At 69.8% G+C, this 13,136-nt stretch carries 13 protein-coding genes; 3 read left to right on the forward strand and 10 right to left on the reverse strand.

What is annotated here, in order from left to right; all coding sequences use genetic code 11:
• The first annotated feature begins 17 nt into the window (after positions 1 to 17).
• A complete protein-coding gene (locus tag JOF29_RS27130; protein ID WP_209697255.1) occupies positions 18 to 1,514 on the forward strand; it encodes a CYTH and CHAD domain-containing protein in 1,497 nt (498 codons plus the stop codon).
• A gap of 112 nt (positions 1,515 to 1,626) precedes the next feature.
• Here JOF29_RS27130 and JOF29_RS27135 read toward each other — a convergent pair whose 3' ends face one another.
• The 10 genes from JOF29_RS27135 to JOF29_RS27175 all read right to left on the reverse strand — a co-directional run bounded on the left by JOF29_RS27135 (position 1,627) and on the right by JOF29_RS27175 (position 10,147).
• The gene (locus tag JOF29_RS27135) at positions 1,627 to 3,255 is read right to left on the reverse strand and encodes a monocarboxylic acid transporter (protein ID WP_209700029.1); all 1,629 of its coding nucleotides are present in this window, start codon (positions 3,253 to 3,255) and stop codon (positions 1,627 to 1,629) included.
• Between the two features lie 11 nt (positions 3,256 to 3,266).
• Complete coding sequence (locus JOF29_RS27140; protein WP_209697256.1) at positions 3,267 to 3,605, reverse strand: DUF485 domain-containing protein; 339 nt, start codon at positions 3,603 to 3,605, stop codon at positions 3,267 to 3,269.
• A 225-nt stretch (positions 3,606 to 3,830) separates the two neighbouring features.
• The gene (locus tag JOF29_RS27145) at positions 3,831 to 5,411 is read right to left on the reverse strand and encodes a sodium/solute symporter (RefSeq protein ID WP_209697257.1); all 1,581 of its coding nucleotides are present in this window, start codon (positions 5,409 to 5,411) and stop codon (positions 3,831 to 3,833) included.
• Positions 5,411 to 5,653, reverse strand: coding sequence for a hypothetical protein (locus tag JOF29_RS43640; protein WP_245359496.1), 243 nt, complete (start codon positions 5,651 to 5,653; stop codon positions 5,411 to 5,413). Before JOF29_RS43640 ends, JOF29_RS27145 begins: the two co-directional genes overlap by 1 nt.
• Positions 5,654 to 5,804: 151 nt before the next feature.
• A complete protein-coding gene (locus tag JOF29_RS27155; RefSeq protein ID WP_209697259.1) occupies positions 5,805 to 6,539 on the reverse strand; it encodes a LytR/AlgR family response regulator transcription factor in 735 nt (244 codons plus the stop codon).
• A 10-nt stretch (positions 6,540 to 6,549) separates the two neighbouring features.
• On the reverse strand, positions 6,550 to 6,930 hold the full coding sequence (locus tag JOF29_RS43645) for a sensor histidine kinase (protein ID WP_307863723.1): 381 nt from the start codon (positions 6,928 to 6,930) through the stop codon (positions 6,550 to 6,552).
• A gap of 10 nt (positions 6,931 to 6,940) precedes the next feature.
• A complete protein-coding gene (locus JOF29_RS45555) occupies positions 6,941 to 7,681 on the reverse strand; it encodes a sensor histidine kinase (RefSeq protein ID WP_307863725.1) in 741 nt (246 codons plus the stop codon).
• Between the two features lie 17 nt (positions 7,682 to 7,698).
• The gene (locus JOF29_RS27165; protein ID WP_209697260.1) at positions 7,699 to 8,436 is read right to left on the reverse strand and encodes a metallophosphoesterase family protein; all 738 of its coding nucleotides are present in this window, start codon (positions 8,434 to 8,436) and stop codon (positions 7,699 to 7,701) included.
• A 55-nt stretch (positions 8,437 to 8,491) separates the two neighbouring features.
• The gene (locus tag JOF29_RS27170) at positions 8,492 to 8,905 is read right to left on the reverse strand and encodes a hypothetical protein (RefSeq protein WP_209697261.1); all 414 of its coding nucleotides are present in this window, start codon (positions 8,903 to 8,905) and stop codon (positions 8,492 to 8,494) included.
• A 51-nt stretch (positions 8,906 to 8,956) separates the two neighbouring features.
• On the reverse strand, positions 8,957 to 10,147 hold the full coding sequence (locus JOF29_RS27175; RefSeq protein ID WP_209697262.1) for a hypothetical protein: 1,191 nt from the start codon (positions 10,145 to 10,147) through the stop codon (positions 8,957 to 8,959).
• 171 nt (positions 10,148 to 10,318) lie between these two features.
• Between JOF29_RS27175 and JOF29_RS27180 the strand changes: the two genes are divergently transcribed.
• A complete protein-coding gene (locus JOF29_RS27180; protein WP_209697263.1) occupies positions 10,319 to 11,731 on the forward strand; it encodes a serine/threonine-protein kinase in 1,413 nt (470 codons plus the stop codon).
• A 46-nt stretch (positions 11,732 to 11,777) separates the two neighbouring features.
• Entirely contained in the window at positions 11,778 to 13,112 is a 1,335-nt protein-coding gene (locus JOF29_RS27185) for a dipeptidase (RefSeq protein ID WP_209697264.1), read from the forward strand.
• Positions 13,113 to 13,136: the final 24 nt, after the last annotated feature.

A 13,136-nucleotide genomic window follows, 5' to 3' on the forward strand; every position in this document is an offset into this window, starting at 1 on the left:
CCTGGTAAACAAGAAGGATGGCACCGACTGAGCAGCTCGAGATCGAGACGAAGTACGACGTCGGCGACGACGTGATCGTGCCCTCGCTGCACGAGCTGTCCGGTGTCGCGAGCGTCGCGCCACCGGTCGAGCTCGAGCTGGAGGCGGTGTACTACGACACCGCCGACTTGGACCTGGCCGCTCACAAGGTCACGCTGCGGCGGCGTACCGGTGGCGAGGACGACGGCTGGCACGTGAAGTTCCCCGGATCGTCCGGCGGCCGGCTCGAGGTCCGGTATCCGCTCGGGCGTTCGGTGCGCAGCGTTCCGATCGCGGTCGTGCGTACGGTCCGGGTCCATGTGCGGGACCGCAGGCTGGAGCCGGTGGTCACGTTGGCGACCCGGCGGGTCGTGCATCGACTGCTCGACGCGGACGGCGCGGTGCTCGCGGAGCTGGCCGACGACCACGTGACCGCGACGGTCGCGGGCGGGGAGCCGGAGAGCTGGCGTGAGTGGGAGGTCGAGCTCGTCGACGGCGACAACCTGCTGCTCGAGGACGCGGGCGAGCTGCTCAGGTCCGTCGGCGCGCGTCCGGCGAGCGGCCCGAGCAAGCTGGCGCGGGCGCTCGGCGACCGGGTCCCGCCGTACGACGAAGGGGCCCTGCCGAAGAAGCCGCGGACGTCGGACCTGTTCCGGGCGTACGCCGGTGCGCAGGTGCGGGCGATCCGGGAGCGGGACCCCGAGGTACGGCGGGACGTGCCGGACGCGATCCACAAGTTCCGGGTCGCGACGCGGCGGCTCCGGTCGGCGCTGGCGACGTACCGTCCGGTGATCGACCGCGCGGTCGGTGACGAGCTGCGCGCCGAACTGAAGTGGCTCGCCGGTGAGCTCGGGGTCGCCCGGGACGCCGAGGTGCAACGCGAACACTTCGCGGCCGAGGTCGCGGAACAGCCCGTCGAGCTGGTGATGGGCCGGGTCGCGGGCCGGATCGACGACCACCTGCGCCGGGTCTACCGCGAGGGTCGTGCCGGTGCGCTGGCCGCGCTGGAGAGCCCGCGGTACTTCCAGCTGCTCGACGCCCTGGACGACCTGATCGCGAAACCCCCGGTGACCGGCGACGATCGCAAGGCCCGCCGACAGGCGCGGGAGCTGCTGGCACACGACTACGACCGGATGCGGAAGGCCGTACGCCGTTCCCAGCAGGCCGAGACGGTCGCGGAGCAGGACCACGAGCTCCACGAAGTGCGCAAGTCCGCCAAGCGGCTGCGCTACGCCGCGGAGTCCGCCGTACCGGTCCTGGACGACGAGGCGACCGAGCTGGCCGCGCGCGCCGAACAGGTCCAGGAGATCCTCGGCGAACACCAGGACTCCGTCGTCTCCCGCGACCTCCTCCACACCCTCGCCCTGCAGGTCTACGCCGAAGGCGGCAACCCCTTCACCTACGGCCGCCTGCACGCCACCGAGGAACACCGAGGCAACAGCTCCCGCGAAGCCTTCTACGAACTCTGGCCCACCCTCGAATTCCACCTCGGCTGACGAAACAAGAGACGGACCCGGGCGGGAGGGTGCCGGGTCCGTCTCCTGGGGCGGGGTGGGGCTGCCAGGCAGGTCCGCGTCGATTCAGCAGGACCCGCCTGACAGGCTTCTTCTAGTGCGGCACCGCCTTTTCGGCGCCGGCGCCGGTGAGGGAGCGGACCTCCATCTCGGCGAACTTGTCGACGTCGACCTGCTCCTTGCTGGTGATCGTGCCGAGCCAGCCGAGCAGGAACGCCAGCGGGATCGAGACGACGCCCGGGTTGTCCAGCGGGAACCAGTGGAAGTCGATCCCGGTGTCGGTGATCATCGACAGGCTGGCGCCGGTCTTCTTGTCCACCTTGCCGGAGACGACCGGGCTGAAGACGATCAGGATGATCGTCGAGGCCAGACCGCCGTAGATGCTCCACAGCGCGCCGCGGGTGTTGAACCGGCGCCAGAACAGCGAGTACAGGATCGTCGGCAGGTTCGCACTCGCCGCGACCGCGAACGCGAGCGCCACCAGGAACGCGATGTTCTGCCCGTTGGCGAAGATGCCGCCGATGATCGCGACGAGGCCGATCACGACCGCGGTCAGCCGCGCCACCCGGACCTCGCCGTCGCCGCTGATCTGGCCCTTCTTGATGATCTGGCCGTAGATGTCGTGCGCGAACGACGTACTCGCGGTGATCGTCAGCCCGGCCACCACCGCGAGGATCGTGGCGAAGGCGACCGCGGAGATGACCCCGAGCAGGACCTCGCCGCCGAGTTCGTAGGCGAGCAGCGGGGCGGCCGAGTTCGCCTTGCCGGGGGCCGCCTTGATCCGGTCCGGTCCGACGATCGCGGCAGCGCCGTACCCGAGGACCAGTGTGAACAGGTAGAAGATGCCGATGATCCAGATCGCCCAGCTGACGCTTCTCCGGGCCTCCTTCGAGTCCGGCACCGTGTAGAAGCGCATCAGCACGTGCGGCAGGCCGGCGGTACCGAGTACCAGCGCGAGCGCGAGCGAGATGAAGTCGAGCTTGGTGACGCCGGTCAGGCCGTACTGCAGACCCGGGCTCAGCAGCTTCTCGCCGGCCGCCGGGCTCTTGTCGACCGCCGCACCCAGCAGCCCGGAGAGGTTGAAGGTGTACTTCGCCAGCACCCAGAGCGTCATGATTCCGGCGCCGATGACCAGCAGCACCGCCTTGACGATCTGCACCCAGGTGGTGCCCTTCATGCCGCCGACCAGCACGTACACGATCATCAGGATGCCGACCACGGCGATCACGAGGCTCTGCCCGGTGCGCCCGGACACGCCGAGCAGCAGGGCCACGAGACCCCCGGCGCCTGCCATCTGCGCCAGCAGGTAGAAGAAGCAGACGCCGAGGGTCGAGATCGCGGCCGCCATCCGGACCGGCCGCTGCTTGAGGCGGAACGACAGTACGTCGGCCATCGTGAAACGGCCGGTGTTCCGCAGGAGTTCGGCGACCAGCAGCAGTGCGACCAGCCACGCGACGAGGAAGCCGATCGAGTACAGGAAGCCGTCGTACCCGTTCAGCGCGATCGCGCCGGCGATGCCGAGGAACGACGCGGCCGACAGGTAGTCGCCGGAGATCGCGATGCCGTTCTGCGGGCCGGTGAAGTTCCGGCCGCCGGCGTAGAAGTCGGCCGCGGTCTTGTTGTTCCGCGAGGCCCGGAACACGATCGCCAGCGTGGCGAGGACGAACAGCCCGAAGATCAGGATGTTGACGGTCGGGTTGCCGACTGTTGCCAGCGGCAACATCAGTGGGGCGGTCACTGCGGTGCTCCCTCGAGCTGGTGGCGGAGCTTCTCGGCGTCCGGGTCGATCCGGCGGTCCGCCCAGCGGACGTAGATCAGCGTGATCGCGAACGTCGACACGAACTGGCCGAGGCCGAACAGCAGCGCGACGGTGATGTTGCCGCCGCCGATCCGGTGCGACATGAAGCCGTGCGCGTAGTCGGCGAGCAGGACATAGACGAAGTACCAGACCAGGAACAGTGCGGTCATCGGGAACACGAAGCGCCGGAACCGGCGACGCAGCTCGGAGAAGTCCGGTGACACCTGGACATCCCGGTACGTCGTCAGGTCCGGATCGCGAGTGGAATCACTCACCGCGGGACCTCCATGGGGATCGTGCCGGGCGGTATGACGAGGCCGGCGAGGTTGCTGCGTCGTACTGTGGCCTGGGTCACGACCGCCCGACAGCACCGGCGCGCACCGGTCGCTCAGCGGAGCAGACCAGTCGACCGGTGGATCACTGCGCTGCGACGAGCGGTAGGAACCGCACGACGAGCGGCGGACGCCCACCACTCGACAACCTCCGGCGAGCGGCGACGGTCAGGCGTGCGGCGGCGGCCGGAGGGAGCCTGCGGCACGGTTGGTCAGTGTCGCAGGTCCGCGATCCACGTCGACCGCCTCGGGCGTGTGCAGGCGGACCATCGAGCGCGCCGTGCCGGCCGGGATCCGGTCGGGGGTGAGCTTCGAGACCACGATGACCGTGACGAACGCGAGCGGCATCGTCCACGCGGCAGGCTGGCCGACGAGTGCCCGCGGCCAACCGCCCTGCGGCCCGCCGGACACGTTCACCAAAGCGGCGGCGCTGGCCGCGATCCCGCCGACGACCAACCCGGCCGCGGCGCCGGTCGTCGACATCCGCCGCCACCAGATCCCCAGCACCAGCAACGGGCAGAACGTCGACGACGCGAGTGCGAACGCGAGCCCGACGGTGTCCGCGAGACTCAACGCACCCGTCACCGTGAACGCCAGGTACGGCACGATCATCGCGATCAGCGCCGCGATCCGGAAGCTGCTCACCGCGACGTAGTCCCCGCCGGTCCACCGGTGCAGCCGGCTCCGCAACAGGTCCTGGTCGATCACTCCGGCGATCGCGACCGTCAGCCCGGACGAGGTCGACAGGAACGCCGCGAACGCGCCCGCCGCGACGAGTGCACCGAGCAGATCCCCTGCTGTACCAGGGAAAATCCGTCCGGGCAGCTCGAGTACGACGGTGTCACCGCCGGTGGCCACCAGGTCCGGCGCGAACGTCCGCCCGAGTACGGCGTACATCGGAGGGAAGAGGTAGAACAGGCCGAGCAACGCCAGAACGACCACCGTGGTACGCCGGGCCGCGCGGCCGTCGGGGTTGGTGTAGAAGCGGACCAGGACGTGCGGGAGACCCATCGTCCCGAAACAAAGGGCCAGGAGCAACGAGTACGTCGCGTACAGCGGGTGGTCGCGGCCGCCCGCGCGGGACAGCGGCTCGGCCCACGCGGCGGCGGCCCCGTGCAGTGAATCGAGCACGCCGGTCGGCTGGTGCCAGACGAGCAGGATGACGAAGATCGGCGCGGCGAGCGCGGTCAGCTTGAGCCAGTACTGGAACGCCTGGACGAACGTGATCGACCGCATTCCGCCGGCGGCGACGTTGATCACCACGATCACCGTGACGACCGCGGCCCCGACCTGTGGTGGCGCGCCGGTCACGGTCTGGACGGCCAGGCCCGCACCCTGCAGTTGGGGCAGGAGGTAGAGCGTCCCGATGCCGACCACGAGCCCGGCGCAGATCCGTCGTACGGCGGCGGACTCGAAGCGGGTCTCGGCGAAGTCCGGCAACGTGTACGCGCCGGACCTGCGCAGGGGTGCGGCCACCAGGACCAGCAGCATCAGGTAGCCGACGGTGTAGCCGACCGAGAACCACAGCATGTCGGCGCCGTTCACCAGCACGAGTCCCGCGACGCCTAGGAACGACGCGGCGGACAGGTACTCGCCGCTGATCGCGGACGCGTTCCAGCGTGGCGAGACCGCGCGGCTGGCGACATAGAAGTCACTGGTGGTCCGTGAGATCCGTAGCCCGAACAGACCGATGCCGATCGTTGCCACGACCACCAGCCCGATCGCGGCCACGCTGATCGCGGCAGGCACTACTGCCGCCCTACGAACTCGGTGAACTCCGCTTCGATCCGCTCGGCGTTGCGGACGTAGATGCGCGCGGCTATGTACACCACGGGGTACACGAGGATGCCAAGAATGACCCAGGGCAGTGGCAGGCCGAGCACGGAGAGGGTGCGGGTCGGTGGGACGAGCCAGAAGAGCAAGGGGATGCTGCCGAGGACGAGCAGTACGCCGCCGATGACAGCCAGCGTGAGCCGAAGCTGGGACTGCACCAGCGACTGCATATAGACCTGGCCGAGTCTTGTTTGCTCGTCGATCTCTCTGGTGCCTGTGGGGGTGAGGGGACGGCGGGCTGCGCTCGCTCTAGGGCTCGTGACACGTACTCGTCTGGGTGCGTCCGGCGTACTCATCGAAGCAGCCGTCTCATCGGGAGCGGACCAGGAGGTCGCGGAGCTCGCGGGTGTGGCGTCGGCTGACCGGGAGCCAGTCGTCGCCGACCCTGACCGAGCAGCGGCCGCCGTCCACCCGCATCTCGTCCACGTGCTGCAGCGCGACCAGGGTGCTCCGGTGGATCCGGGTGAAGCCCGCGTCGCGCCAGCGCTCCTCCAGCGTGCTCAGTGGGATGCGTACGAGGTGGGAGTTCTGGCCGGTGTGCAGGCGCGCGTAGTCGCCCTGTGCCTCGACGTACCGCACCGTGGAGCGCTGTACGAACCGGGTGATGCCGGCCAGCTCTACCGGGATCACCTCGTCGTCCGTCTCGTCAGGGGTCTGCAGAGCGGCCGGAGCGCCCTGGGTGACGACCCGGCGTACCGCCTCCGCCAGCCGCTCCTGCCGGACCGGCTTCATCACGTAGTCGGTCGCCTCCAGGTCGAACGCCGCCACCGCGTGCTCGTCGTACGCCGTCACGAACACGATCTGCGGACGGCTGGCGAACTTGGACAGCACCCGGGCCAGGTCGATGCCGTCCAGACCGGGCATCTTGATGTCGCAGAACACCACGTCCAGGTCGGTCGCCTGCAGGATCTTCAACGCGTCCGGCCCGTTCGAGGCGGTCCGGATCTCCCCGATCCGCGGGTCCTGCCCCAGCAGATACACCAGCTCGGCCAGCGCAGGCTCCTCGTCGTCCGCAACCAGCGCGCGCAGGGCAGTCTCGGCCATAGAGCGAACTCTAAGGGGACGCGTGGACTCCTGAGGAGTATTTGGGGATCCGGAAAGTCACCTTGGTGCCGGCGTCCACGGCCGTCTCCACGATCAGGCCGTACGGGTCGCCGTACACCTGGCGGAGCCGGGCGTCGACGTTGCCGAGGCCGACGGAGTCGCCGCTGGACACGCCGGACAGCGCCGCCCGGATCACCTCCGGGTCGCTGCCGGCGCCGTCGTCCTCGACGCTGATCTCCGCCTCGTTGATCCGGTCCCGCGCCCGGATCGTGATGTTGCCGACCCCCGTCGTACCCTCCAGACCGTGCCGTACGGCGTTCTCCACGAGCGGCTGCACCACCAGGAACGGGATGACCACCGGCAGCACCTCAGGAGCGATCTGCAGCGACACCTTGAGCCGCTCACCGAAGCGGGGCCTGCTCCAGGACCAGGTAGCGCTCTACGTTGCGCAGCTCGTCCGCGAGCGTGGTGAACTCGCCTCCACGACGCAGTGCGTACCTGGAGAAGTCAGCGAACTCCAGGAGCAGCTCACGCGCCCGCTCGGGGTCTGTGCGGACGAACGACGCTATAGCCGCCAGAGCGTTGTAGATGAAGTGCGGGCTGATCTGAGCGCGGAGTGCACGCAGCTCGGCCTCCATCGCGCGGGTGCGCTCCTTGTTGAGCTCAGCGAGCTCCACCTGTCCGGAAACCCAGCGGGCGACCTCGTCAGTCGCCCTGACAAGCGCGGCCGACGTGCTGTTGCTGTACGCCACCAGCACGGCAACAACCCGCTCCTCGGTGACGATCGGTGCGACCACCGCCGTACGGATCGGACACTGCGGGTCCCCGCAGGCGACGTCGTGTGCACCGAGGACGGCGGTACGGCCTGAGCGCAGCGTCGGCGCAGACAGGTCCTTGGCGTCGCGGCGGTGGTTGCTCTCGTAGGGGCCGCCGACGCCGTCCCACGCCAGTACGCCGGATGCGTCGCAGATCGCGATGGCCGCCGTACCGAGGAGGTCCCGGAGATGGCGGCTGGCCTTACCGGCCGCGGCAGGTGTCAGGCCTTCACGCAGGTGTGGGCTGGCCAACGAGGCGGTATGCAGGGTCGCATACGTCGCCTTGTCGGCCGGAGTCCCGAAATGCTTCCGCCGGCGCGCGAACACCCCATGACGGTAACCGCTTAGCCCTCCGCACGCGGCCTGAACGCCTCCAGCGCCTCCGTGTCGGAGTACGTGTGCAGGAGGTACTCCTCGACCCACTCGGTACGCCCCGGGTACGTCGACTCGCTGACGATCCGGTCCGCCGCCTTAGCAGCGTCAATCGGTGTGTGGCGCAGCTGTACGCCGTTCTCGGACAAGTGCGCCCACGTGGGACCAGGAGCGCCGTACGGCATCCCCACGCTGCCCGCGTTCACCACTTGCCGCCGGTCGACCTGCCGCGCGTACGGCATGTGCGTGTGCCCGCAGACAACAGTCCTGACCTCCTCCGGCAGCCCCGAGAACACCTGCGCCCACCGGGAGATCGGGCTGTCCACCAGCACCATCTCCACGTCGTCCCGCGGGGTGGCGTGGCAGAACAACACGTCCCCGATCGTCACCGTCAACGGCAGCCCCGCCAGCAACTCCACCTGATCCGCCCGCAGCTGCTCCGCGGCCCAGGGAGACACCGCATCCGGTGGCTCCTCGTCATACGTCCCCCGAACCATCTCCACCAGCTCCCGGTCCGCATTACCCCGCACCCACACCACCCGATCGCCCAGCCCTGTCAGCACATCCAACGTCTGCACAGGCATCGGCCCACTGGCAATATCCCCAGCCAGCACCACAAGATCAGCCCTCTGCACCTCCGGCTCACCCAAAACAGCCTCCAGCGCAGGCAGCACCCCATGAACATCAGCAAGCACAGCAATCCGCTCCATCCCGTCAGTCTGCTGCCGAATCCCTTGCAGCACCGACGGATCTGCTGAGGGCAGATCAGCTGGTCAGCTCGAAGGACTTCGCCGTCATGACCTGTGTAGCCCGCTCGCACGCACCGGTGTCGATGGCACATCGGACAACTGCGGCCTTGGTGGCGGGTGCCATCTGGCCGCCGGACACGACCGCCGCCAGTAGGAGGTGGTTGTCGTCCTCGGCCACCGTTCCGTGGAAGCAGCCGCTCCACTGCCGGATCACGGCCGCGGTCCGGGCGTCCAGCGCGGTCACGATGTTGCTGCAGCCTTCGCCGTACGTCGGAACGCCGATCGCGACCGCTCCGTCCGGCGTGATTCCGGTGACCCCGTAGTCGCAGGTCCGGAACCGCTTCTTGGCGCCTGAGGTTTCGACGACCGTGCTGCACTGACCGCCCTCGGCCGTGGGATTCGACGCGACCAGCTGCCCGTCGGACGACATCGCGATCGGCGCCGGCGGCCGATGGCGGGGCGCGCGGGTGGAGTCGTCACATCAAGCGCCGATCTGCAGGCCGGCCTTGGTGAGGGGGGTCGCGAGTTCGCAGGTGCCGGTGGTGATGGTGCAGCGGACGATGGCGGCCGGGGTGCCCGCGCCGTCGTCGGCGAGCAGTAGGAGGTGCTGGTCGTCCTCGGGGACTGCCTGGCGGAAGACGCCGCTCCACTCGTGGATCAGGCTGCCGTTCTTGGCGTTCAGCGCGGCCGCGATGCCCTGGCCGTAGCCGTCCTCGTACATGGGGCCTGCGATCACAGTGGCGGCGTCGGGGGTGAAGCCCGCGATGATGTAGTCGCACGTGCGCCAGAGCCGCTTCCCGGCCGGGACGGTGAGCAGGTTACTGCAGCTGTTCTGGTTCGCCTGGGTTGTGATCGAGCCGGCCGTGTCGACGCTCGATACGGCCATCGCGGAGGGGATCGCCTTGAGCGGGGTGGCCTTCGAGTCGCCGGGCGTCCACTGGTAGAGGGTGGTGGTGCCGTTCCGTGTCGTCGACGCGTCGAAGTACACCGTCCCGTTCGTGTAGCCGCGCAGCATGGTGTTCCAGACGCCGGGGATCTGGACCTGCTGGACGTTCTGGGTCTTGGCGTCCTCGGCGTACACGGTAGCGCCGCCGGTCGGTTCGCCGGTGGACTTCAGCTTGGTGCCCAGGTACGCCGCGGCGGTCCCGTCGTCGGTGGCGAAGATCTGGGTGACGTCCGGGGTGTGGCGGATGATCTTGCCGTTGTCGTCGAACGTGAGCAGCTCGTTGCCGGAGCCCTTGGTGACGACGGCGAGCGACGTGATACCGAGCCGGGCGACCTGCTGGATGTCCATGGTGCCGGGGATCGTGATGTCGCTGCCGGCGCCGCCGAGGACCTTGCGGCCGTACAGGTACGCGACCTGCGGTTCCCGGCCCTGGGCGAGCGTCTTCAGGTCGATCCTGGTCGTCGGCAGGCTCGTGGGCGTGGCGGTGGTCTGCGACGGGGGCGCCGTCGGTTTCGGCGTGCTGGTGGCCTCTGACCGGGCCGCCGTCGGCTTCGGCGTACCGCTGGATGGCGTCTGGGCGCTGGCCGCCGTCGACAGCGGGGCGGCTACGGAGCCCTCCGCGTTGGCTTGCGGCCCCTGGCGGTACGCGAGCGCTCCGCCGCCTGTCACGGCGGCCACGGCGACGGCTGCGACGAGGGCGGCCAAGCGGCCGTTCTGCACTCGCATTCGGCGATCTCCTTGCACAGTCATGGTCAGGTCACGGTCGGTACGGACCGTGCGGCGGACCACGGTCGGAGCGGGAGGCAGCCCCCCGCTGTCGGGGACTGTGACGCCCGGAAATGCCGCTTTGTTCACTCCCGCGAACGGGTCGCAGGTCAGATCGAGCATAATTGCGCCATGGACCAGCCTGACCGGATCGGCCGGTACTCCCTGGTCCGCCGGGTGGGTGCCGGAGGTTTCGCGACCGTCTGGCTGGCCCGGGACGAGCAGCTCGACGCCGAGGTCGCGGTCAAGATCCTGTCCGAGAACTGGGTCGAGGACGAGGACGTCCGCCGGCGGTTCCTGGCCGAGGGCCGGTTCCTGCGCAAGGTCGACTCGCTGTACGTCGTCGGGGTGCACGACATCGGCGAGGCCGACGACGGCCGCCCGTTCATGGTCCTCACGTACGCCGACGGCGGCACGCTCGCGGACCGGATCAAGGCCGGCCCGCTCGAGCTCGGCGAGGCGGTCCGGATCATCACCCAGGTCGGCCGCGGCCTCAAGCACCTGCACGCCCGCGGCGTCCTGCACCGGGACGTGAAGCCGGCCAACGTGCTGTTCCGCTCCGGGCCGAACGGCGACCGCGCGATGCTGTCCGACCTCGGGCTGGGCAAGTCGCTGGCCGAGGTGTCGCGGATCACCATGCCCGGCGGCACTCCGGCGTACGTCGCCCCGGAGCAGGTGATGGGCGAACGCCTCGACCACCGCGCCGACCTCTACTCGCTCGGCGCCGTCGCCTACGCCGCGTTCACCGGCCAGGCGCCGCACGGTGTCGCCACGCTCGGCGCGGTGATGCAGATCGAGAAGCCGCCGCCCTCGATGACCACCCTGCGCGCGGACGTCCCGGACGCGATCGACGTCGTCGTACGGCGTGCCCTCGAGCCGGACCGGGATCAGCGCTGGCCGGACCTGGACAGCTTCCTCGACGCGCTGCGCGAGGCCCACACCACCGGCAAGGTCCCGGCGCGGCTGGTGCCGGCCGCGGAGATGCCCGCGCCGACCGGGACAACCGCCCCGGTCGACCAGGCGACCGCGTTGTCCAGCGCCAACGAGCGGACGGTCGCGGCGAGGCCGAGGCGCAGGCGGGCCGGTGTGATCACCGCGCTGGCCGCGGTGCTGCTGGCCGCGGGCGGTGGGTACGGCGGGTACGAGTACGTCCTGACCCGGCCGGTGAAGGTGACGGATTTGCCCTTCTCCGTGGAGGTTCCGCGGTCGTGGGGGCAGAAGGCGATCGACAGCGGTTCGCAGTCGCTGCTGGTCAGCTCGAACACCAGGGCCTGGCAGAGCAACGCGAGGGTCGAGGGCGTCTTCGTCGGGCTGGTGCGGGCGAGCACGCTGCCACGAACCGTCACTCCGCCCGACGGATGCACCGTGAGCGGTCAAGACGTGCGGAACGGCACCGCGACCTTCCAGCTGACCTGCGGCGCCGGCCCGGCGGTCGTCGAGCAGTACCGGCAGGTCGGCGACGTACAGATGCACATCCAGGTCCGGGCGTCCGACGCGAACACCCGGACGGACGTCCTGGACTCGGTGCAGTACAAGACCTCCTAGAGCACCAGCGACGAGATCGACGACACGGACGCCGTACGGTTGTCGCATGACCGATCTGTCCGCGGCGATCGACCGCGTTCTGCCCAGCGTCCGTGCCGACCTCGAGGACCTCATCCGGATCCCGTCGGTCAGTTACGAACCGGCCCGTGCGGCCGACGTCCAGCGGTCCGCCGAGGCGACCGCGGCGTTGTTCGAGGCCGAGGGCTTCATGGTCAAGATCGTCCGCGCGGGTGACGGTGCGCCGGCGGTGATCGCGAAGAAGCCGGCCCCGGCCGGGAAGCCGACCGTACTGCTGTATGCCCATCACGATGTGCAGCCGACCGGCCCGGTCGACCAGTGGACGTCCGAGCCGTTCGAGCCGACCGAGCGCGACGACCGGCTGTACGGACGCGGCGCCGCCGACGACAAGGCCGGGATCGCCGCGCACCTGGCCGCCGTACGGGCCTTCGGCAACGATCTGCCGGTGGGCGTGACGGTGTTCGTCGAGGGTGAGGAGGAGATCGGCTCGCCGACCCTGCTGCAACTGCTCGACGAGTACGCCGACGAGCTCGCCGCGGACGCGATCGTGATCGCCGACTCCGGCAACTGGGAGGTCGGGACGCCGGCGCTGACCGTGTCGCTGCGCGGCCTGGTCGAGTCGTACGTCGAGGTTCGAACGCTCGAGCACGCCGTCCACTCCGGGCTCTTCGGTGGCCCGATCCCGGACGCGCTGTCGGCGCTGTGCCGGCTGCTCGCGACGCTGCACGACCACAAGGGCGACGTCGCGGTCGACGGACTGCACGCGTCGCGCGCCGCGGACGTCGTCTACCCGGAGGACCGGCTGCGCGCCGAGTCGTCGGTACTGGACTCCGTCCGGCTGACCGGCTCGGGTTCGCTCGTCGACCGGCTGTGGACGCGGCCGGCGGTCGCCGTGGTCGGCATCGACGCACCGTCGGTGGCCGAGGCCAGCAACACGCTGGTGCCGGTCGCGCGGGCGAAGGTCAGCCTGCGGGTCGCTCCAGGTGACGACGCCGTGAAGGCGAGCGCCGCGCTGCGTGACCACCTGGAGAACAATGCGCCGTGGGGTGCGCAGGTCACCGTGACCGAGGGCCAGACCGGCCAGCCGTGCAGCGTGAACGCCCGCGGCGCCGGCTACGAGGCGGCCCGCTCGGCGTTCCAGGAAGCCTGGGGCGTGGAGCCGGTGGACATGGGCATGGGCGGCTCGATCCCGTTCATCGCGGAGTTCCAGCAGGCCTTCCCGGCGGCGGCCATCCTGGTCACCGGCGTCGAGGATCCGGACACCCGCGCACACGGCATCGACGAGGGCCTGCACCTCGCCGAGTTCCGCAAGGTCTGCCTCGCGGAGGCCCTGTTGCTGCAGAACCTCGCAAACCAGGCGTGACCGGGCTTTCCGGCGACCCAGTGT

The sequence above is a fragment of the Kribbella aluminosa genome, assembly GCF_017876295.1.
Lineage (GTDB): Bacteria > Actinomycetota > Actinomycetes > Propionibacteriales > Kribbellaceae > Kribbella > Kribbella aluminosa.

Excerpts from the sequence above, each read along its gene's own strand:
- JOF29_RS27155 (WP_209697259.1), bottom strand. The coding sequence starts at position 6,539 with ATGGCCGAGACTGCCCTGCGCGCGCTGGTTGCGGACGACGAGGAGCCT.
- JOF29_RS27175 (WP_209697262.1), bottom strand. The coding sequence starts at position 10,147 with ATGCGAGTGCAGAACGGCCGCTTGGCCGCCCTCGTCGCAGCCGTCGCC.
- JOF29_RS27180 (WP_209697263.1), top strand. The coding sequence starts at position 10,319 with ATGGACCAGCCTGACCGGATCGGCCGGTACTCCCTGGTCCGCCGGGTG.
- JOF29_RS27165 (WP_209697260.1), bottom strand. The coding sequence starts at position 8,436 with ATGGAGCGGATTGCTGTGCTTGCTGATGTTCATGGGGTGCTGCCTGCG.
- JOF29_RS27130 (WP_209697255.1), top strand. The coding sequence starts at position 18 with ATGGCACCGACTGAGCAGCTCGAGATCGAGACGAAGTACGACGTCGGC.
- JOF29_RS27135 (WP_209700029.1), bottom strand. The coding sequence starts at position 3,255 with ATGTTGCCGCTGGCAACAGTCGGCAACCCGACCGTCAACATCCTGATC.
- JOF29_RS27170 (WP_209697261.1), bottom strand. The coding sequence starts at position 8,905 with ATGTCGTCCGACGGGCAGCTGGTCGCGTCGAATCCCACGGCCGAGGGC.
- JOF29_RS27185 (WP_209697264.1), top strand. The coding sequence starts at position 11,778 with ATGACCGATCTGTCCGCGGCGATCGACCGCGTTCTGCCCAGCGTCCGT.